The organism is Bradyrhizobium sp. Mp19, assembly GCF_029952935.1.
Taxonomy (GTDB): domain Bacteria; phylum Pseudomonadota; class Alphaproteobacteria; order Rhizobiales; family Xanthobacteraceae; genus Bradyrhizobium; species Bradyrhizobium elkanii.
In genome coordinates this window covers 46606-67173 of the sequence record NZ_JASAUT010000042.1, presented here as the reverse complement: position 1 = coordinate 67173, position 20568 = coordinate 46606, and the positions used below count along the sequence as shown (strand labels likewise).

Below are 20568 nucleotides of genomic sequence, written 5' to 3'. Positions count from 1 at the left end.
CAAGCGCCAAGGACCCAACGGCTTCCCGCCCACCCTCATCCTGACAGACTTCCAAGACACAGGGACCCATAACCACCGGCCCAGATAGTCGGGCGAGGTCCGCGTTCCGAGCATGTACTATGTCTACATCCTCGCAAGCCGGCGCCATGGTACGCTGTATATCGGCGTGACAAATTCCGTGCAGACAAGGCTCAAGCAGCATAAGGCCGGCAAGGGCTCGTCGTTTGTCAAAAGGTACGGCGTGTATCGCCTCGTGCATGTCGAGACTTACCAACTCGCAGAAGAGGCCATCACGCGTGAGAAGCAGCTCAAGCGGTGGAAGCGTGACTGGAAGATCGAACTGATCGAGCGCGATAATCCGGAGTGGCGAGACCTTAGCGATCTGCTTGTCTGACTGGTGTGCCCCAAACCGCTTCTTGTGGTTATGGGTCCCTGCTTTCGCAGGGACGACAGCGAGTTTGTGGACATCGCGCAATCCAGTCATGCGCCCACTCGGTTGACCGCGTCAGCGGCAATCGGCACGCTGTGCGTGTCCTCCCGCCGGTATGCTTTCCTTATCCCCCATGTTCACGATCGCCTCGCTCTGGATTCCCTTCACCATCGTCGCCGCGTTCGGGCAGGTGGCGCGCAATGCGATGCAGCGGCATCTGACCGGGCCGCTCGGGACCTGGGGCGCGACCAATATCCGTTTCCTGTTCGGCCTGCCGTTCTCGGTGGTCTTCGCGCTGGCGGTGCTGCTGACCGGGGATCGCGTGCCGTGGCCGGCGGCGGCGTTCTGGCCGTGGCTGGTGACCGGCGCGCTCAGCCAGATCGTCGGCACCGGCTTCATGCTGCTGGCGATGAACGACCGCTCCTTCGTGGTGACCACGGCCTATATGAAGACCGAGGCGATCCAGACCGCGATCTTCGGCTTCATCTTCCTCGGCGACCATCTCACGACGACCAAGGTGATCGCGATCGTGATCGCGACCATCGGCGTCGTCATCACCGCGCTGCGGCCCGGCGGGCAGAAGAGCTTTGCCGACCTGCGCCCGACCGTGCTTGGCCTCGGCGCCGCCGCGGTGTTCGCGATCTCGGCGGTGAGCTTTCGCGGCGCGATCATCGCGGTGCCCTCGGTCTCGTTCGTCACGGCGGCCTCCTACACGCTGATGTGGAGCCTCCTCGTGCAGACGCTGATCCTCTCGGTCTATCTGTTGCTGCGCGCGCCCGACGTGCTGAGGTCGATCCTCAAGCTATGGCGGCCCTCGATGTTCGCGGGCTTCATGGGCGCGTTCTCATCGCAATTCTGGTTCCTGGCGTTCGCGCTCACCGCCGCCGCCAATGTGCGCACGCTGGCGCTGATCGAGGTGCTGTTCGCGCAGGGCGTGGCGTATTTCTCGCTCAAGCAGCCGTTCTCGCTGCGCGAGGTGTTCGGCATCGTGCTGATCGTGATCGGTGTCGCCTTATTGATCGCTGCCTAGACTCTTGCTTGACGCGTTTTCTTCATGCGAACCGGTGCCCGCTTCGCTCGAAAACGCGATCAGCCCTTGACCGCGACCAGCACCGCGCCCGCGGAGATCAGCGCGATCCCGATCCAGCCATAGGCCGAGGGGCGTTCGCCGAGGAAGGTGGCGCCGAACAGCGCCACCAGCACCACGCTGAGCTTGTCGATCGGCGCGACGAGTGTGGCCGGTCCAAGCTTGAGCGCGCGGAAATAGCAGATCCACGACGCGCCGGTGCCGAGCCCGGACAGCAGCAGGAACAGCCAGCTCTTGCCCGAGATCGGCCCGGACTGGGTGAATTGCCCGGTCGCGAACAGGATGGCCGACAGGGTGATCAAGACGATCACGGTGCGGATCAGGGTGGCGAGATCGGAGTTGATGCCCTCGACGCCGACCTTGGCGAAGATCGCGGTCAGCGCGGCGAACACGGCGGAAAGAAACGCCCAGACCTGCCAGGAGGAGAAGGTTTCGGGGGTCATGCTCTTCCCGAATTGTCATTCCGGGGCGGTGCGCAGCACCGAACCCGGAATCTCGAGGTTGCGGCGCGAGATTCCGGGTTCACGCTTCGCGTGCCCCGGAATGACGCTGTGCTCAATTCCGGTCTTCCGGCAGCGTCGGCAGCGGCGAGACCTCGACGCCTTCGTCGATCAGCGCGCGGGCCTCTTCGGGCGAGGCCTCGCCATAGATCGGCCGGTGCTCGATGTCGCCGTAATGCATCTTGCGCGCTTCGTTGGGGAAGCGGTCGCCGACATTGTCGGCGTTCTTCACGATGTGGTCGCGCAGCTCCTTCAGCTTGCTGCGCAGCTCGCGCTCCTGCGCCATCATCAGCGACGTCGATTCATTGCCAGTCGCCTCGACGGGGGCGGCCGGCGCCGGCTGAGCCGGTTCGCGGCCTTTCTTGCTGACGACCTGCGGCGCCATGATCGCGCGCTCGACCTTGTCGGAGCCGCAGGACGGGCAATCGATCAGGTGACGCCGCTCCTGCGATTCATAGGCCGAGGAGCTTTGGAACCAGCTCTCGAACTGGTGGCCGCGCTCGCAGCGCAGCGTGTAGCGGATCATGCCGAACCCCGCACGAGGTGCAGATGCTCCGGGCCGGCCTTGGGGTCGGCGATGCCGAAACGCCTGCCATGCTGCAGCGAGGGAATGGTCTTGCGCGCGGTCTCGACCTTGGCCGGATCGATCTCGGCCAGGAACACGCCCGGCTCGACGCCGCCCTCGGCGAGGATCTCGCCCCAGGGGTCGATGATCAGCGAATGGCCGAAGGTCTCGCGCTTGTTCTCATGCAGGCCGGCCTGCGCTGCCGCGAACACGAAGCAGCCGGTCTCGATGGCGCGGGCGCGCAGCAGCGTGTGCCAATGCGCTTCGCCGGTCTTGCGGGTGAAGGCGGACGGCACGGTGAGGAACGACGCGCCGGCCTCGGCCAGCGCGCGATACAGTGCCGGGAAGCGCACGTCGTAGCAGATCGTCAGTCCGATCCGGCCCCAGGGCAGGTCGGAGATCACGGCGGTCTCGCCGGGCTGATAATTGGCCGATTCGCGGTAGCTCTCGCCGCCGGGAAGATCGATATCGAACATATGGATCTTGTCGTAGCTCGCGAGCAGATTGCCCTCCGGCCCGATCAGGAACGAACGGTTGACCGCCTTCTCCGGCGAGTAGCGCAGCGCCAGCGAGCCGATATGCAGATGGATCTTCAGTTCGGCGGCGAGCGCGCGGTAGGCCTTCAGCGACGTGTCGTCCTCTTCGCTCGCCAAGTGCTCGAACAGCGCCTTGCGGTTCAGCTGCATCATGTTGCTGACCTCGGGGGTCAGCACGTATTTGGCACCTTGCGCCGCCGCTTCGCGGATCAGTCGCGTGCCCTGCTCGAGGCTCGGCTCCGGCAAGAGCCCGGTGCGCATCTGCACCATTGCGGCGGTGAAAATATTGTCCGTGCTCATCAGGCGCCGCCTCCGTTGCTGAGCAGACTGTCGAGCTTGCCCTCGCGGTCGAGCGCGTAGAGTTCGTCGCAGCCGCCGACATGGGTCTTGCCGATGAAGATCTGCGGGAAGGTCGAGCCGGTACCGGCGCGACCGTACATCTCGTCGCGATAGGCCGGGTTGCTGGCGACACTGAGTTCGGTGAACGCGGCGTTCTTGCGCGTCAAAAGCGATTTGGCCGCGGTGCAATAACCGCAGCCCGGGCGGGTGTAGATTTCAATGGCAGCGGTCATGGTGCGCTCGGTTGAACCAGAATGTCAGATTATATGGGAGCGCGGTGGGTATCGACAACCCGGGCAAACACCAGCACGTCGACCTGCGCGGCTTTGGCGCGGAGCAGCGCCCGCGCGCAGGCATCCACTGTCGCGCCCGAGGTCAGGACGTCGTCGATCAGGATCACGCGGCGGCCCTGGACGTCAGCCTTGCGTTCGTCGGCGACCCCGAATGCGCCCTGCACATTGCTGGCGCGATCCTTGCGTGACAGCCCGATCTGCTGCTCGGTGGCGCGGATGCGCCGCAGCGCTTCGGCAGCCATTTTGACGCCGCTCTGGCGCGCGATCACCTTGGCGAGCGCCCCGGACTGGTTGTAGCGCCGGCTCCAGCCGCGCCGCCAGTGCAGAGGAACCGGAACCAGCAGATCGGCGTCGCGGAGCAATTCCTTCCCCGCCCGCGCCATCCAGCGACCCATTGTCGGCGCCAGATCGGTGCGATCCTGGTATTTCAATGCGTGCACCAGCGTGCGCGCGACATCGTCATAGCGCACCGCGGCGCGGGCGCGCTGGTAGGCCGGTGGATTGGCAATCGCCTCCATCGACAGCAGTTCGGGCCCGGGATCATAGACGAAGGGAATCCCGAGCCGCGGGCAGAACGGCGGCGCGATGAACGACAATCTGGCCCAGCAGGCCGCGCACACCCCCTCGCCATCGACCGGCTCACGGCACGAAACGCATAGCGTCGGCAGCGCGATATCGAGCGCCAGCCGCGCCGTGCGCAGCCACGCGCCCCCGATCGCGCCAAGCGCGCGGTGGACGTGACCGGTAATGGAGCGTGTCGGTGATGCCTCGGCGTCCATGACGGCGAGGCTAGCGTTTGAGCAACGCCGGCTCAAGGCGCATTGCCTGCGGCGGCTGTCCGGCGTAACCAGCGGACATGGCAGCGCCTCCGCCCTCAGCCCCCATCCTGTTCGACCGCGCCTTGCTCGGCGCGCGGCTGGCACGCGCGCGGCGCGAGGGCGCGGCGACATTCCTGCTCGAGCGTGCCAGCGAAGACATGGCGGACCGCTTGCAGGCGGTATCGCGCAGCTTTTCGGCGGCGGCCGATGTCTGGACGCCGGGCAACGGGCTCGCGGACGCCCTGCATGGGCGTGTCGCCGCGGTCGATGCGACCGGATTCAGTGAGGTGGAATCGCTCGGACTGGCGCCGGAGTCGCGCGATCTCGTGGTCTCCGCGCTCGCCTTCCAGTTCGTCAACGATCTGCCGGGCGTGCTGGCGCAGATCCGCCGGGCGCTGAAGCCGGACGGGCTGCTGCTGGCGGCGATGCTCGGCGGCGATACGCTGACCGAGCTGCGGCAGAGCTTTGCCGCGGCGGAGGCCGAGTGCGAGGGCGGGGCGTCGCCGCGCGTCGCACCGTTCGCCGATCTGCGCGACATCGGCGCGCTGTTGCAGCGGGCCGGCTTCGCACTGCCGGTCACCGACGTCGACCGCGTCGTCGTGCGCTATGCCAGCGCGTTCGCGCTGATGGCCGATTTGCGGCGAATGGGCGCGACCAATGTGCTGCGCGAGCGCCGTCACACCTTAACCCGCCGCGCCACCATGCTGCGGATGGCGCAGATCTACGGCGAACGCTTCGCCGATCCCGACGGCCGCATCCGCGCCACCTTCGACATCGTCTGGCTCTCCGGCTGGGCGCCGCATGAAAGCCAGCCGAAGCCGCTCAAGCCCGGCTCGGCGAAAGCGAGCTTGGAGGCGGCGGTGAAGGGGACGAAGCGTTAGGGACGCAACGCGGCAAGGCTCCCTCTCCCGCTTGCGGGCAGGGGTATCGCATTTCGTGGCGGTGCCCTCGTGGCCATCCTTCGAGACGCCCGCCTTCGGCAGGCTCCTCAGGATGAGGTCTTGTTTTTGCGGCACAATAGTAGACCCTCATGGTGAGGAGCGTCGCTTGCGGCGCGTCTCGAACCACGAGGCCAAGCACTTGCGCGGTCGCCATATGCGATAGCCCTGCGCTTGCGGGGGAGGGTTGGGGTGGGGGTCTCTCCACAAGTCGTATCGCGGAAATAGCCCCCACCCGGACCGCATCTGCGATGCGATCCGGCCCCCCCCCCCGCAAGCGGGAGAGGCCGACCGAACCAGCGGATAAGTCGCATTCATATGCGATTGCCTGCCCTTGCGGGGAAGGCGAGCGTGCGTCTGCGCGATTTCGGAATAATGGAATTATGCCGGTGAGTTGCCCGACGTGTCAAGTCGCCCGATCGAACGCCGGCCACCGCCACCTACTTTGCATGGGGTTGTTTTCGATATTTTGGCAGCGCGCCTCCCCCGCAAGCGGGACAGGCGAAGACGATCACAGCAACAGATCGATCAGATGCGGCAGCAGCGGGATGTCCGCGGGCGGCATCGGGTAGTCGCGCAGCTTGCTTGCGCGGACCCAGGCGAGGTTCTGGCCCTCGCGCGCCACCGCGATGCCCTCCCAGCGCCGGCAGATGTAGAGCGGCATCAGCAAATGGAAGGTCTCGTAGGCATGGCTGGCGAAGGTCAGCGGCGCGAGGCACGGCTCGCTCACGGTGATGCCGATCTCCTCGTGCAGCTCGCGGATCAGGGTCTGCTCCGGCCGCTCGCCGGGCTCGATCTTGCCGCCGGGGAATTCCCACAGGCCGGCCAGCGCCTTCCCCTCGGGGCGCTGCGCCAGCAGCACGCGCTTGTCGGCATCGACAAGCGCGCAGGCGACGACGAGGGTCAGCTTGATGTCAGCCATGCAGCGGGGGATTCCTTCCGATCTTCAAGCTTTCATTAACCAGCAACGCGCTGTCAGCCAAACGATTTATGCCCGCGCGGCTTTCCGCGATTGCGATAAGCCGGCCTTAATTCGCATCCGGCAAGGTGAAGGTTCTCATTTATCCGCCCATCATATTCTTTGCCGACATAACCCATGAGCACCTCGCGGCGACGCCCGCCGACGTGACCAAGATGGTCAACAACACGTCCGACCAGTGCGCCTTCGCCTGTCACGACTACAACGATGCCAACAACTATTACAATCTCGCCAAGACGCTCGGCGTCACGACGCGGATCGACGTGCTGCGCAGCGCGACCCAGCAGTTGATGGACACGGCAGCGAACACCGCGACCTATGCCAGCCAGTACCGGATGGCGATCTACGATTTCGGCGCCTCGTCGAAGACGATCGGCCTGCGCGCGCTGTTCTCGCTGTCGACCAGCCTGTCGAGCGCCAAGACCGCGGCCGGCAACATCGACCTGATGGGCGTCTACGGCAACAACGATTCCTACACCGCCGACAAGGACAGCCAATTCTCCACGGTGCTTCCGGCCATCAGCAACGCGATCAGCGCACCGGGTCCGGGCACGGCGGCAGCGCCGATGAAATACCTGTTCTTCGTGTCCGACGGCGTGGCCGACGAGCCGAATTCAAGCTGCCTGAAGCCGATCAGCGGCGGCAATCGCTGCCAGTCGCCGATCAATCCGGCGCTGTGCACCGCCATCAAGAACCGCGGCATCAAGATCGCGGTGCTCTACACGACTTACCTGCAGCTGCCGACCAACAACTGGTACATGACCTGGATCGATCCGTTCAACCAGGGCCCGTTCGGTCCGTCGCCGAACAGCCAGATCGCGCAGGACATGCAGGCCTGCGCGTCGCCGGGCTTCTATTTCGAGGTCAGCCCGACGCAAGGCATCGCCGACGCGATGAATGCGCTGTTCAAGAAGGCCGTCGCCGACGCGCGAATCAGCAGTTAGCTCTCTCACCGTCACCCCCGCGCAACGGCTTTGCCGTTGTCGCTGGAGGAGGCCGCAAAGCGGCCGTCTCGAAGGGTCGACGGCCAGGGTTTCTCTATGCGGCGCTCTCGTGGCCGTGCATCCTTCGAGACGCGCTACGCGCTCCTCAGGATGACGGGACTCACGCCGTCATTGCGAGCGAAGCGAAGCAATCCATCTGTCAGTACGCTCGGAACGATGGATTGCTTCGTCGCTTCGCTCCTCGCAATGACGGAGGTGGCGACGTTATGTCGGCCGCTACGACCGGTAATCGCCGTTGATCGCGACGTATTCCTTGGTGAGGTCGCAGGTCAGCACGCGGTCTTTGGCCTTGCCGAGGCCGAGCGCGACCTTGATCTGGATCTTCGGCGCCTTCATCGCCTCCGACACCTCCTTCTCGTTGTAGGAAGGGTCGCGCGCGCCGCTCTTGGCGACGCGGATGCCGTTGAAGGAGATCGAGAGCTTGTCGCGGTTGGCGGGCTCGCCGGCCTTGCCGACCGCCATCACCACGCGCCCCCAATTGGCGTCCTCGCCGGCGATCGCGGTCTTCACCAGCGGCGAATTGGCGATCGACATCGCGATTCTGCGCGCCGACGGTTTTGTGGTGGCGCCCTCGACCACGACCTCGACCAGCTTGCGGGCGCCTTCGCCGTCGCGCGCCACCTGCTCGGAGAGATCAGCGAGGATCTGCTGGAACGCCTTGGTGAAGGCCTTCAGCCGCGGGTCGCTGGCGCGCGAGATCTTCGGCGCGCCGTTGGCTGCCGCCGCGCCGGTCGCAAATGCCAGCAGCGTATCCGAGGTCGAGGTGTCGCCGTCGATGGTCAGCGCATTGAAGGTATCCTCGACGCCGGCCTTGAGCAGCGATTGCAGCACCGATGCCGAAAGCGGCGCGTCGGTGAAGATGAACGACAGCATGGTCGCCATGTCGGGCATGATCATGCCGGCGCCCTTGGCCATGCCGTTGATCGTCACCTTGGCCTTGCCAAGCTTCACGGTCGCGGTCGCGACCTTCGGGAAGGTGTCGGTGGTCATGATCGCCTTCGCCGCGTCCATCCAGAGATCGGGGGTCGCGGTCTCGGCGAGCTGCGCCAGCACGCCGTCGAACTTGGTGGCGTCGAGCGGCTCGCCGATCACGCCGGTGGAGGCGAGGAACACGTCCGACGTCGCGCAGCCGACCGCCTTCGCCGCGATCTGCGCGGTTAGCGCGGTGGACGCCTTGCCGGTCTTGCCGGTGAAGGCGTTGGCGTTGCCGGAATTGACCACCAGCGCGCGCGCCGATCCTTTTTTAGAAGATCCTGCGCCCTTCAGCTTGGCGCGGCACCATTCGACCGGCGCCGACGGGCACTTCGACTTGGTGAAGACGCCAGCCACCGTGGTGCCCTTGTCGAGCAGCGCGAGCAGCACGTCGGTGCGCCCCTTGTAGCGGATGCCGGCGGCAGCGGTCGCAAGCCGCACACCCGCGATCACGGGCATCTCGGGAACGTCGGGCGGGGCGAGGGGGGAGACGGCGGTGGACATCGGGAAGCTTCCGGCTACGGGGAGGGAAGCGCTCCATAACATTTCGCCGCGAGAAGCGGGAGAGGGCTGCGATGCGAACGCGCGACAGCGTCGTCCCGGCGAAGGCCGGGACCCATAACCACCGTCATCAATTGTTCAAGAAACTGCTGCCACGGCAAGACAAGCTCCGCTGCGGCGTATGGGTCCCGGCCTGCGCCGGGACGACGCGATCTTCAAAGAGGCCGTAGCCCGGATGGAGCGCAGCGCAATCCGGGACGAGTCCCTCCGCGGCAACAGACCCCGGATTTCGCTGCGCTTCATCCGGGCTACGAGGGCGGGCTCAAAACGCAAATGGCCGGGACATGCCCGGCCATCGCAGCAGCTTTTGTTTCGAAGCTTACTTCTTCGGCGGCGCCATCTTGTTGTCGGCCGGCTTCGGCGCGTCCTTGGCGGCATCGGCCGGCGCAGCGGCGTCGGCCGGCTTGTCCATGCGCTCGACCTTGGCGGCCTCGCGCAGCTTGGCGACATAGTCGGCCTGCGCCTTGCGGGTCACATAGGTCTCGATCTGGGCCTTCACCTGCTCGAAGTCGGGCGCCTTGCGGTTGCGCTTTTCCTCGACCTTGATGATGTGCCAGCCGAACTGCGACTTGACCGGATCGGAGATCTTGCCCGGTTCGAGCGAGAAGGCGACCGCGGAGAATTCCGGCACCATCTGCTCCTTGGTGAAGAAGCCGAGGTCGCCGCCGTCGGAGGCGCCGGGGTCCTTGGACTTCTTCTTGGCGAGCTCGCCGAAGTCAGCGCCCTTGTCGAGCTCAGCCTTGATCGCCTTGGCCTCGTCCTCGGTCTCGACCAGGATGTGGCGGGCGCGCACCTCCTGCTCGCCGGTGATCTGCTTGGCGGCCTCCTCATAGACCTTCTTCATGGCGTCGTCGGTGGTCGCGGCCTTGCCCTCGTTGGCAAGCAGACTGTCCATCAACAGGCGGTTGCGGGTGAAGGCGAGCCGCTTCTTGAAGTCGTCATTGTTCTCGATCTTCTTGTCCTCGGCGGCCTTGGACACGATCTTCATGTCGATCAGGAAGGACAGCACGTTGTCCTTGCGGGTCGAGGGGTCCATCTGCTGCAGGCTCGGGCCGAGTTCCTCCTCGGCGAGCGCCACGTCGCTGGCGTGGATCTCCGAACCGTTGACCTTCGCCAGCACCGGGTCGGATTCCGCGGCCCGGACCGGGAGGCCGGCAGCCAGCACTGCGACAAGACAGCCCGTCGCGGCCAGGGTGGCGAGGCCGAGGCGCAGGCCGGTTTTGGTTTCCGGAGGCGAGGTGGTCATGCAAAATCCTTGTCTCAAAGGGAGGAAGCTCGAGCGGGGCGGACACTCGCCCAATCGTGTTACATTGGCAACGCGAAAGTCTTGTCAAAATGATGAATTCCTTGACATCTTGCCAGCGTTGACAACCCCCCGACCGGGCCATATCTCTGGCCAACCGCGTCAGCGGTGAGAGCGCTTATTTTGCTGCGTTTTTCGCCGTTGAACCCAGGATGGCCTGTTTCCCACTCAATTGGCGGAGGAGCTCCGGGCCGGGGCTCGAACCGTAGCGCGTCACGGTGAGTTGATAGGCGATCGGCGGACCATCTCAGGCTGTAATCCAGACTGAATTCCAAGACTATTCCAAAACCGAACTTCAAGACTGAACGAAGACCGAACCCGAGACCGAAGAACAGGAATTTCGCATGATCGGCGCGCTCGCCCGCAAGTTTTTCGGCTCCGCCAACGACCGTCGGGTCAAGGGGTATCAGTCCCGCGTCAACGCCATCAACGCGCTGGAGCCCGAGCTCGTCAAACTGACGGACGATCAGCTCAAGGCCCGCACCGCCGAATTCAAGCAGCAGCTCGCCAGCGGCAAGACGCTCGACGACATCCTGGTTCCGGCCTTCGCCACGGTGCGCGAGGCCGCCAAGCGGACGCTCGGCCAGCGCCATTTCGACGTTCAGCTGATCGGCGGCATGGTGCTGCACGAGGGCGACATCGCCGAGATGAAGACCGGCGAAGGCAAGACGCTGGTTGCGACGCTCGCGGTCTACCTCAACGCGCTCGCCGGCAAGGGCGTCCACGTCGTCACCGTCAACGACTACCTCGCCCGCCGCGACTCCGGCTGGATGGGCCAGATCTATGACTTCCTGGGGCTGACCACCGGCGTGATCGTGCACGGCCTCGACGACGCCGAGCGCAAGGCCGCCTATGCCTGCGACATCACCTACGGCACCAACAACGAATACGGCTTCGACTATCTGCGCGACAACATGAAGTACCGCCTGGAGGACATGGTCCAGCGCGAGCATTTCTACGCGATCGTCGACGAAGTGGACTCCATCCTGATCGACGAGGCGCGCACGCCGCTGATCATCTCCGGCCCGCTCGACGACCGCTCGGATTTCTACAACACCATCGACACCTTCATGCCGAATCTCGCCAAGAAGGACGACTACGAGGTCGACGAGAAGCAGCGCACGGTGACGCTGACCGAAGCCGGCATGGAGAAGCTCGAGAACCTGCTGCGCGACGCCGGCCAGCTCAAGGGCGACTCGCTGTACGACGTCGAGAACGTCTCCGTCGTGCATCACGTCAACCAGGCGCTGCGCGCGCACACGCTGTTCACGCGCGACAAGGACTACATCGTCCGCGACGACGAGGTCATCATCATCGACGAGTTCACCGGACGCATGATGCAGGGCCGCCGCTATTCGGAAGGCCTGCACCAGGCGCTGGAAGCCAAGGAGCACGTCACGGTCCAGCCCGAGAACCAGACGCTGGCCTCGATCACCTTCCAGAACTATTTCCGGATGTACCAGAAGCTGTCCGGCATGACCGGCACGGCGCTGACCGAAGCCGACGAACTGTTCGACATCTACAAGCTCGAGGTCGTGGAGATCCCGACCAACCTGCCGGTGGCGCGCCTCGACGAGGACGACGAGGTCTACCGCACCCAGAACGAGAAATATGCCGCGATCCTTGCCGAGATCGAGCGCGCCAACAAGCGGCTGCAGCCGGTGCTGGTCGGCACGGCGTCGATCGAGAAGTCGGAAGTGCTGGCCGAGTACCTGAAGAAGCACGGCTACAAGCAGATCGACTTCACGTCCGAATCCGGCATGGAGAAGCTCTATGCCGCGGCGCGCGCCGGCAAGCCGGCAAAGCTGTTCGCGGTGCTGAACGCGCGCTTCCACGAGCAGGAAGCCTATATCGTCGCGGAAGCCGGCGTGCCGGGCGCGATCACGATCGCGACCAACATGGCCGGCCGCGGCACCGACATCAAGCTCGGCGGCTCGCTCGAGATGCGGATCCAGCAGGAGACCGCAGGGATCACGGATGAAGCCGAGAAAGCCGGGAAGATCGAGCAGATCAAGGCCGACATCGAGCGCTTCCGCGAGATCGTGCTGAAGGCGGAAGAGGATTTCGAGGTCGAGCCCGCCAAGGGCAACAAGCCCGCGAAAACCGTGAAGAAGCCGGGCGGCCTCTACATCATCGGCTCCGAACGTCACGAATCCCGCCGCATCGACAATCAGCTGCGCGGCCGCTCCGGCCGTCAGGGCGACCCCGGCCGCTCGAAGTTCTTCCTGTCGCTGGAAGACGATCTGATGCGCATCTTCGGCTCCGACCGGCTCGACAGCATGCTGCAGCGGAAGTCGGATCGTAGCCATGTCGTTCTGTGAGCCAAGGAGTTGCCAGACATATTTGTCTTCCTAAGACCGCTTGGCCTCCGACTTCGACATCCGCAAGAACCTCTTGAAGTTCGACAACGTCCAGAACGACCAGCGCAAGGTGATCTTCGACCAGCGCGTCGACCTGATGAAGGACGACAGCGTCGTCGAGACCGTGACCGACATGCGCCATGCCTTCGTCGAAGACGTGGTCACCAAATACATTCCCGAGCACGCCTATGCCGAGCAGTGGGACACCGCCGGCCTCAAGGACGAGCTGAAGCGCGTGCTCGATGTCGATCTGCCGGTCGACGAATGGGCGAAGGAAGAGGGCATCGCCGACGAGGAGCTGCTGACCCGCATCGAGACCCATGTCGACGAGCGCATGGCGGCCAAGGTCGCGCAATGGGGTCCCGACGTGATGCGTTACGTCGAGAAGACCATCCTGCTGCAGACGCTGGACCATCTCTGGCGCGAGCACCTGATCATGCTCGACCATCTGCGCCAGGTGATCGGCCTGCGCGGCTATGGCCAGCGCGACCCGTTGCAGGAATACAAGACCGAGGCCTTCAACCTGTTCCAGGAGATGAGCGCGCATCTGCGCGAGGCCGTCACCGCGCAGCTGATGCGGGTCGAGATCGTGCCGCCGGAGGAGCCGCCGCAGCCGCTGCCGCTGATGGAGGCGCACAAGCTCGATCCCAACACCGGCGAGGACGAGTTCGCGCAGGCCCGCCTGACCGAGGCGACCTACGCCCAGGCCTCGCTGGCGCCGGGGATGATTGCCACCGACCGCAATCCGAACGACCCCGCAAGCTGGGGCAAGGTCGGCCGCAACGAGGACTGCCCCTGCGGGTCAGGCAAGAAGTACAAGCACTGCCACGGGCGGTACGCGTAAGGGCGCCACTCCAGCGAGCCCAGCGTTGAAGAGCAGGCGCGCGCAGCCCGCTGTGCCTGCTGTTCGCACGATAGCCGCTTAGCTACTTCGGCGTGTCGTAGAGCGGCTTGCCCTTGTCGACGATATGGACGGTCAACAGCTTGATCGCCTTGTCGCCGACGACCTTGTAGGCGCCGTGCGGTGCATCGCGCATGGTGATGCCAACTGCGCCGGTCGGAATTGCCACCTGCTTTCCGTCCGGCAACTCGATGGTGCCGCCTTCGAGGAAGTAGTACGACTCCTCACCATTATGGAAGTGCAGCATCGACGTGTCGCCGGGCTTCAGTTCGCTGATGCTCGTGATGACCTCCATGTTGGTGCCGCTCAAATCGGCTCGCTTCAGCTCTTTTCGAAACGGCGAGTCCTGTGCACTCGCGGGCGTGACCAGCATTGCAGTCAAAGCAAGTCCGACAATCGTCTTCATGGAAATCGTGCCTCCCTGAAAATGGTATTGAGAAATACCTGCTAGCTTCTTGGAAATTGCGCATGCCGGCAAGGTGGTTGGCTTGGCAAGATACATCCCGCACCGCAAACGCGGGCCTGCTCTCACCGGAGAAAAATCCGGTGCGGCCGGTCGCCCCGGACGACGCGGCGGGGCAATTGGCCCGCCGGTCGCAACCGCATCGTCATCAGCCCGCATACGCCTTGTCGAGATCGGCGATCACGATCTTCTGCATCTTCAGCATCGCCTGCATGACGCGGTCGGCCGCCTTGCGATCGGGGGCGCTGAGATAGCGGCCGAGCGCTGATGGGATCACCTGCCAGGACAGGCCGAATTTGTCCTTGAGCCAGCCGCAGCGCGATTCCTGGCCGCCGTCGGTGAGCTTCTCCCAGAAGTAGTCCACCTGCTCCTGGGTCTCGACGCTCAGGACGAACGACACCGCCTCGTTGAACTTGTGCTGCGGCCCGCCATTGAGCGCGTGGAACCGCTGCCCCTCGAGCTCGAAGGTCGCCATGAAATCGCTGACGGTCTCGATCTTGGCGTTCGGAAACACCGATTTGTAGAAGGCGACGGCATCGCGGACGTTGTTGTCGAGCCAGAGGAACGGCGTGATCGAAGTCATGACGGGAAGTCCTCGCTAACGAGTGATCGGTGAGCCTGCGCGACGGCACGCGAAGGCTGCGCCGCAGGGCGCGCCCCAAGGACGCACCAAACCGCCGCATCCCGACATTTCCTGCCGGTCTTTTTTCGATGGTTTCGATAGGAACGCGCCGGGCAGGCGCGGCCTTAATTGGCGCTGCCGATCAGGCTTTCCAGCAGCCGCTTGAGCTCGGTGGTCGACTTGTCACCATAGCTCTCGACGATGTGCTCCTCCTGGCTCACCGCCAGCGAGTTGAGCCGCCGGCACAGCGCCTTGCCGCGGTCGGAGACGAACATCAGCACCTTGCGGCGATCCTTGGGATCCTGGACGCGATAGACCAGGGCATCCGACACCATGCGGTCGATCATCTTGGTCAGCGTCGGATGGTTGAGCAGCACAGCATCCGCAAGCTCGCCCATTGAGTGGCCGTTGCCGTCGGACAGCACTTTCAGGATGCGCCACTGCTCGACCGGCACGCCTTCCTTCGCGAGCCGCGTCTCCAACTGCCGGTTGATCTCCCGGTTGGCTTGCGCCAGCAGGTAGGCGAGATGTTCGGTGATCGGGGAATTTTCTTTCGGCGGTTTAGCCACGGCGTGAGACCTGGTTCCTGACCCGGTGAATGAATGTCCGGCAACTCATGCCGTTTCTATATGCACTTCAATTGTTGAATATTCAATATTTTCACCTAGGATATTCCCCCAACCAAGGGGCGGATGCCGCGACCGCCCGCTGGCTGCGTTGCGTACTGCTTCCCAGACAGGAGTTGGCGTGCTCTCGACGGTCTCTTTCCAGGCGTATGGCGGCATGCCCGTCGCGCCGCCGCTGCTGTTTCGAAACCCGTCGTCCTGCGCGGCCGATCTCGCTTTGACCCTCAAGCCCGGCTCGTCGCGCCGTCGCGGTACCGACAGCAAGCTTCGAATCGGCAATTTCATCACCTTCTCGGGCGCGCCCGGGATCTGGGGGCCGATCTCCGCCAACAGCGTCATGCTCGCGGTTGCCGAGATCAACCGCCGCGGCGGCATCCGCGGCCGCGAGGTCGAATTGTCGATGTACGACGCCGGCGGGCCGATCGAGGAGGTGGTGCGCCGCGCCGAGCGGGCGATCGCGTTCGACGAGATCGACGTCATCATGGGCTCGCATATCTCGGCGGTGCGCCTCGCGCTGCGCAAGGTCACGGCCGGCCGTATCCCCTATGTCTACACGCCGGTCTATGAGGGCGGCGAGCGGACGCCGGGGGTGATGGCGATCGGCGAGACGCCGCGCGCGGAGAGCCGCCCGGCGATCCACTGGCTCACCGAGGTCAAGAAGGCGCAGCGCTGGTATTTGATCGGCAGCGACTATGTCTGGCCCTGGCAATCGCATCGCGCGGTGAAGCGCTACATCAAGGAGGCCGGCGGTCATGTCGTCGGCGAGGAATTCGTCCCACTCGGCGAGGACAATCACGAGCCGCATCTGGCGCGGATTCGCGCCGCCAAGCCCGACGTCGTGCTGATCAGCCTGATCGGCACCGACAGCGTCACCTTCAACCGCGCCTTCGCCGAGGCCGGGCTTGCTGCGACCACGCTGCGTTACGCCGGCGCGATGGACGAGACCGTGATGCTCGGCATCGGCCCCGACTCGACCGAGAACCTGTTCTGCGCCTCCGGCTATTTCGGCTGCGTCGATTCGCGCGCCAATGACGACTTCCGGACCAGCTACCGGGCGATGTTCGGGGCGCATGCGCCGCCGATCGGCTCGGTCGGGCAGTCCAATTACGAGGGGATGCGCTTTCTCGAGGCGGCGGCCAACCAGGCGCGCTCGCTGTCGATCGGACCGTTGTCCGCCGCAGCGCACAACCTCGTCTACAGCGGCGCGCGCGGCACCGTCACCATCCGCGACGGCCGCGCCGAGATGCCGATCTATCTTGCCGAGGCCGACGGTCTCGACTTCAATGTGATCAGGACGATCTAGATGGACCGGGCGATGCCGCGCTCGCCGCGCGGCTTGCCGGTGCCAGACAGGAGCAGGTGTGCATTCGACGCCCTACGTCATGGCCCGAACCTCGAGCAACAGGTATGGCGGCCTTCCATGCCCGCCATCCCTGCTGTTCCGGAACCTGACGTCGGCGCGGTCCGATCGGGTATTTTCCCCGATGGATCGGGACGGCTTCGGTCCGCGCGGTGCGCGCAGCCGGCTGCGGATCGCCGGCTTCGTCTGCTGCACCGGCTCGCCCGGGATGTGGGGCCCGGCCGCGACCTCGAGCGCGCAGCTCGCGGTCGCCGACATCAACCGGCGCGGCGGCATCCTCGGCCGCGAGATCGAGTTCTCGGTCTATGACGCCGGCGGGCCGATCGAGGAAGTGCTCGACCGCGCCGAGCAGGCGATCGCGTCCGACGATGTCGATCTCATCATGGGCATGCACACCAGCGCGGTGCGCGTCGCGCTGCGTGGCCTGATTACCCGCAGCAAGATCCCCTACATCTACACGCCGGTCTATGAGGGCGGCGAGCGGACGCCCGGCGTCATCGCGATCGGCGAGACGCCGCGCTGGCAGAACCGGCCGTCGATCCACTGGCTGGCCGAAGCGAAGCGCGCCTCGCGCTGGTACCTGATCGGCAGCGATTATGTCTGGCCATGGCAGTCGCACCGCGCGGTGAAGCGTTACATCAAGCAGACCGGCGGCCAGGTGGTCGGCGAGGAGTTCGTGCCGGTCGGCGAGGACAATCACGAGGCGCAGCTGGAGCGCATCCGTGCCGCGAAGCCCGATGTCGTGCTGATCTCGCTGATCGGCACCGACAGCGTGACCTTCAACCGCGCCTTCGCCGATGCCGGCCTTGCCGCCACCACGCTGCGCTTTGCCGGCTGTTTCGACGAGACGGCGCTGCTCGGCATCGGCGCCGACAAGACCGAGAACCTGTACTGCGCCTCCGGCTATTTCCCCTCCGTCGGCTCGCAGGCCGGCGACGATTTCAGGGAGCGCTATCGTGCGATGTTCGGGGCGTTCGCGCCGCCGGTCGGCTCGTGCAGCGAATCCGCCTATGAAGGGTTCTGTTTGCTCGAGGCCGCCGCCAAGCGCGCCGGCACGCTGGACATGCGGCCGCTGCTCGCGGCGGCGGACAACCTCGTTTATCGCGGGCCGCGCGGTCCGGTCACGGTGCGCAGCGGCCATGCCAGGATGCCGATGTATCTTGCCGAAGCCGACGGTCTCGACTTCAGGGTGATCAAGCCGATCTGAGAGGCTGTGACGGTTTGGCCGTCATTGCGAGGAGCGAAAGCGACGAAGCAATCCATCGTCCCGTTCTGCCGAACCATGGATTGCTTCGCTTCGCTCGCAATGACGAGGGCAGAGGTATGCGACTTCCCGAGCCACGGAGCGACAGGCTCGGTGGTCGGGCCACGAAATAATACTTGAAAAGGAAAATATTTCCGTTTTCAATACAGCAACGGGGTGAGCGGTTCGCGCCGCTGCGCCCTGCATCGAGGGATCAAATCCAAAGATCAAAAGCTATCAGGAGAGCGCCGTGACCGTCGTCCTTCCCACGCCAACGCAACTTCGTGCCGTCGCCGAGCAGTGCGGCCTGTCACTGACCGATGAGGATGTGGCCTCGTTCCGCGGCCTGATGCAGGGCTCGATCGACGCCTACAACGTCATCGCCGCGATGCCGGACGAGCTGCCCAAGGTGAAATATCCGCGCACGCCGGGCTATCGCCCGTCGGCGGAGGAAAACCCGCGCAACGCCTGGTACTACAAGTCGACCGTGAAGGGCGCGGCCTCCGGCAAGCTCAAGGGCAAGACGGTGGCGCTGAAGGACAACATCATGCTGGCCGGCGTGCCGATGACGAACGGCTCGTCGACGCTGGAAGGCTATATCCCCGATTTCGACGCCACCATCGTCACGCGCATGCTCGACGCCGGTGCCGAGATCGCCGGCAAGACCCATTGCGAGCATTTCTGCCTGTCCGGCGGCAGTCACACCAACTCCTACGGAGCGGTGCACAATCCGCACAAGATGGGCTACTCGGCCGGCGGCTCGTCGTCGGGCTCCGGCGTCGTGGTCGCGCTCGGCGAGGTCGACATGGCGATCGGCGGCGACCAGGGCGGCTCGATCCGCATGCCGTCCTCGTTCTGCGGCACCTACGGCATGAAGCCGACCTGGGGCCTCGTGCCCTATACCGGCATCATGCCGATCGAGATCTTCGTCGACCACACCGGCCCGATGACCGCGACGGTGGAGGACAACGCACTGCTGCTCGAGGTGATCGCCGGCGACGACGGCTACGATCCGCGCATCAAGGCGCCCAAGGTCGAGGATTACACCAAGGCGCTGGGCAAGGGCGTCAAGGGCATGAAGATCGGCATCCTCCAGGAGGGCTTCGAGCAGCCGACCGCGGAGGCTGCGGTCAATGAAAGCGTGCGCGAGGCGGCCAAGCGCTTCAAGGACCTCGGCGCGTCGGTCGACACCGTGTCGATCCCGATGCACATGGTCGGCCCGGCGATCTGGACCCCGATCGGCACCGAAGGCCTGACCCAGACCATGATGTTCGGCGACGGCTACGGCCTCAGCCGCCCCGACCTCTATTCGACCTCGCTGATGGACTTCCATCGCGGCTGGCGCCGCCAGGCGGATTCGCTGTCGGAGACCACCAAGCTGTTCATGATGCTGGGCACCTACATCAACAACAGCTTCGGGCCGCGCTTCTACGGCAAGGCGCTCAACATCTCCCGCCGTCTCACCGCGGCCTATGACAAGGCGTTCAAGGATTATGACCTGCTGCTGCTGCCGACCACGCCGATGAAGGCGCCGGCGCTGCCGGCGGCCAATGCCAGCCGCGAGGACTATGTCGCTCGCGCGCTCGAGATGATCACCAACACCGCGCCGTTCGACATCACCCATCACCCGGCGATGTCGCTGCCCTGCGGCATGGTCGACGGCCTGCCGGTCGGGTTGATGCTGGTCGGCCGGATGTTCGAGGAATCCACCATCTACCGCGCCGCGCACGCCTTCGAGCAGGCCGGCGACTGGAAGAAGATGTGAGGCGCCGCTTGTTGCAGACGCAGGCTGGATGGATCGAGCGCCATGGCTAGCACTTTTGCCGCGGCGTTCGAGATCGTGAGCTTCGGCGCGATTATCGTGCTGGTGGTGCTCGGGCTCGGCATCATCGCCAGCATGATGGGCATCTTCAACTTCGCGCAGGGCGAGTTCGTCCTGCTCGGGGCCTACGTCACCTATCTGGCCTACGCCCATGGCGCACCGGTCTGGGCCGGCATGGTCGCGGCGCCCTTTGTGGTCGGCGCGATCGGCTTCGTGCTGGAGGCGCTGATCATCAGGCGCTTCTACGCCGCGCCCATCGTGGCGATGCTCGGCACCTATGCGCTCGGCCTGATCATCCGCGAGAGCGTGCGCGGCCTGATCGGCGGCTTCTACCTCACGGTGCCGGAGCCGATCGGCGGTTCGATCGACCTCGGCTCGGTCCACATCTCGGCCTGGCGATTCACCATCATCGTGATCACGCTGCTGGTGATGGGCGCCTGCTATCTCTTGCTGGCGCGCACCTCGTTCGGGCTTCGGGTCCGCGCCACGCTGGAGAACCCGGCGCTGGCGCGCGCCTCGGGCATCTCGACGCCTCTGATCTACGGGGCGACCTTCGCGTTCGGCGCGGCGCTGGCCGGGCTTGCCGGCGCGCTGATCGTGCCGGTGTTCAGCCTGTTTGCCGACCTTGGCATCCGCTTCCTGATCCAGGGCTTCGTCGCCGTGATGGTCGGCGGGGTCGGCTCCTTCATCGGTCCGGTCGCCGGCGCCGGTGTGATCGGCACGCTCAGTGCGGCGCTGCCATGGGTGATGTCTCCTGTTGTCGCCGACGTCCTCGTCTTCGTGCTCGCCATTGCCTTCATCAAATTCCGCCCGCAGGGCCTCATATCGGGAAAAGGGGTTTAGTCA

18 protein-coding genes and 2 pseudogenes are annotated in these 20568 nt (G+C 65.0%); 9 read left to right on the top strand and 11 right to left on the bottom strand.

From position 1 onward, the window contains the following. The first annotated feature begins 112 nt into the window (after positions 1-112). Together QJT82_RS33190 and QJT82_RS33185 are read left to right on the top strand one after the other, a co-directional pair. Positions 113-394, top strand: a complete 282-nt coding sequence (locus QJT82_RS33190; RefSeq protein ID WP_028343235.1) for a GIY-YIG nuclease family protein — start codon at positions 113-115, stop codon at positions 392-394. 169 nt (positions 395-563) lie between these two features. Further along, positions 564-1460 (top strand): DMT family transporter, encoded by an 897-nt coding sequence (locus tag QJT82_RS33185; RefSeq protein ID WP_028343236.1) that lies wholly within the window; start codon positions 564-566, stop codon positions 1458-1460. Positions 1461-1519: 59 nt separating this feature from the next. Here the strand turns inward: QJT82_RS33185 and QJT82_RS33180 are convergent, their stop codons facing one another. The 5 genes from QJT82_RS33180 to QJT82_RS33160 all read right to left on the bottom strand — a co-directional run bounded on the left by QJT82_RS33180 (position 1520) and on the right by QJT82_RS33160 (position 4529). After that, positions 1520-1960, bottom strand: a complete 441-nt coding sequence (locus QJT82_RS33180) for an EamA family transporter (protein WP_028343237.1) — start codon at positions 1958-1960, stop codon at positions 1520-1522. A 112-nt stretch (positions 1961-2072) separates the two neighbouring features. Further along, on the bottom strand, positions 2073-2543 hold the full coding sequence (locus QJT82_RS33175; protein ID WP_028343238.1) for a DUF1178 family protein: 471 nt from the start codon (positions 2541-2543) through the stop codon (positions 2073-2075). Beyond that, a complete protein-coding gene (locus QJT82_RS33170) occupies positions 2540-3418 on the bottom strand; it encodes a carbon-nitrogen hydrolase family protein (RefSeq protein ID WP_028343239.1) in 879 nt (292 codons plus the stop codon). Before QJT82_RS33170 ends, QJT82_RS33175 begins: the two co-directional genes overlap by 4 nt. After that, positions 3418-3690, bottom strand: coding sequence for a glutaredoxin 3 (gene grxC, locus QJT82_RS33165; RefSeq protein WP_028343240.1), 273 nt, complete (start codon positions 3688-3690; stop codon positions 3418-3420). The genes QJT82_RS33170 and grxC overlap by 1 nt, the downstream gene beginning before the upstream one ends. 29 nt (positions 3691-3719) lie before the next feature. After that, positions 3720-4529, bottom strand: a complete 810-nt coding sequence (locus QJT82_RS33160; RefSeq protein ID WP_028343241.1) for a ComF family protein — start codon at positions 4527-4529, stop codon at positions 3720-3722. A 77-nt stretch (positions 4530-4606) separates the two neighbouring features. Here QJT82_RS33160 and QJT82_RS33155 point away from each other — a divergent pair, with 77 nt between their 5' ends. Beyond that, positions 4607-5449: a methyltransferase domain-containing protein gene (locus QJT82_RS33155; RefSeq protein WP_028343242.1), complete on the top strand. Its 843-nt coding sequence runs from the start codon at positions 4607-4609 to the stop codon at positions 5447-5449. Between the two features lie 568 nt (positions 5450-6017). Here QJT82_RS33155 and QJT82_RS33150 read toward each other — a convergent pair. Continuing rightward, on the bottom strand, positions 6018-6428 hold the full coding sequence (locus tag QJT82_RS33150; protein ID WP_028343243.1) for a (deoxy)nucleoside triphosphate pyrophosphohydrolase: 411 nt from the start codon (positions 6426-6428) through the stop codon (positions 6018-6020). A 182-nt stretch (positions 6429-6610) separates the two neighbouring features. Between QJT82_RS33150 and QJT82_RS33145 the strand changes: the two are divergent. Beyond that, positions 6611-7429 (top strand): annotated as a pseudogene (locus QJT82_RS33145) (pilus assembly protein); the annotation flags it as partial. A 276-nt stretch (positions 7430-7705) separates the two neighbouring features. Here QJT82_RS33145 and argJ read toward each other — a convergent pair. Both argJ and QJT82_RS33135 read right to left on the bottom strand, forming a co-directional pair. Next, positions 7706-8965: a bifunctional glutamate N-acetyltransferase/amino-acid acetyltransferase ArgJ gene (gene argJ, locus QJT82_RS33140; protein ID WP_028343244.1), complete on the bottom strand. Its 1260-nt coding sequence runs from the start codon at positions 8963-8965 to the stop codon at positions 7706-7708. A gap of 376 nt (positions 8966-9341) precedes the next feature. Next, complete coding sequence (locus QJT82_RS33135) at positions 9342-10268, bottom strand: peptidylprolyl isomerase (RefSeq protein WP_028343245.1); 927 nt, start codon at positions 10266-10268, stop codon at positions 9342-9344. Between the two features lie 401 nt (positions 10269-10669). On the opposite strand from QJT82_RS33135, the pseudogene secA reads away from it, so the two are divergent. Further along, a pseudogene (secA, locus tag QJT82_RS33130) lies at positions 10670-13529 on the top strand (preprotein translocase subunit SecA). An 82-nt stretch (positions 13530-13611) separates the two neighbouring features. On the opposite strand, the gene QJT82_RS33125 reads toward secA, so the two are convergent. The 3 genes from QJT82_RS33125 to QJT82_RS33115 form a co-directional block, all read right to left on the bottom strand. Continuing rightward, positions 13612-14088 (bottom strand): cupin domain-containing protein, encoded by a 477-nt coding sequence (locus QJT82_RS33125; protein WP_245288842.1) that lies wholly within the window; start codon positions 14086-14088, stop codon positions 13612-13614. A 109-nt stretch (positions 14089-14197) separates the two neighbouring features. Then, a complete protein-coding gene (locus QJT82_RS33120) occupies positions 14198-14632 on the bottom strand; it encodes a VOC family protein (protein ID WP_028343248.1) in 435 nt (144 codons plus the stop codon). A 164-nt stretch (positions 14633-14796) separates the two neighbouring features. Then, entirely contained in the window at positions 14797-15240 is a 444-nt protein-coding gene (locus tag QJT82_RS33115; RefSeq protein ID WP_016847408.1) for a MarR family transcriptional regulator, read from the bottom strand. Positions 15241-15418: 178 nt separating this feature from the next. Here QJT82_RS33115 and QJT82_RS33110 point away from each other — a divergent pair, with 178 nt between their 5' ends. From QJT82_RS33110 to QJT82_RS33095, 4 genes are all read left to right on the top strand, one after another. Further along, positions 15419-16600, top strand: a complete 1182-nt coding sequence (locus QJT82_RS33110; RefSeq protein ID WP_028343249.1) for a substrate-binding domain-containing protein — start codon at positions 15419-15421, stop codon at positions 16598-16600. Between the two features lie 79 nt (positions 16601-16679). Further along, the gene (locus QJT82_RS33105; protein ID WP_028343250.1) at positions 16680-17864 is read left to right on the top strand and encodes a substrate-binding domain-containing protein; all 1185 of its coding nucleotides are present in this window, start codon (positions 16680-16682) and stop codon (positions 17862-17864) included. A gap of 286 nt (positions 17865-18150) precedes the next feature. Next, complete coding sequence (locus tag QJT82_RS33100) at positions 18151-19665, top strand: amidase (protein ID WP_028343251.1); 1515 nt, start codon at positions 18151-18153, stop codon at positions 19663-19665. A 42-nt stretch (positions 19666-19707) separates the two neighbouring features. Beyond that, complete coding sequence (locus QJT82_RS33095) at positions 19708-20565, top strand: branched-chain amino acid ABC transporter permease (RefSeq protein ID WP_028343252.1); 858 nt, start codon at positions 19708-19710, stop codon at positions 20563-20565. Positions 20566-20568 lie beyond the last annotated feature (3 nt).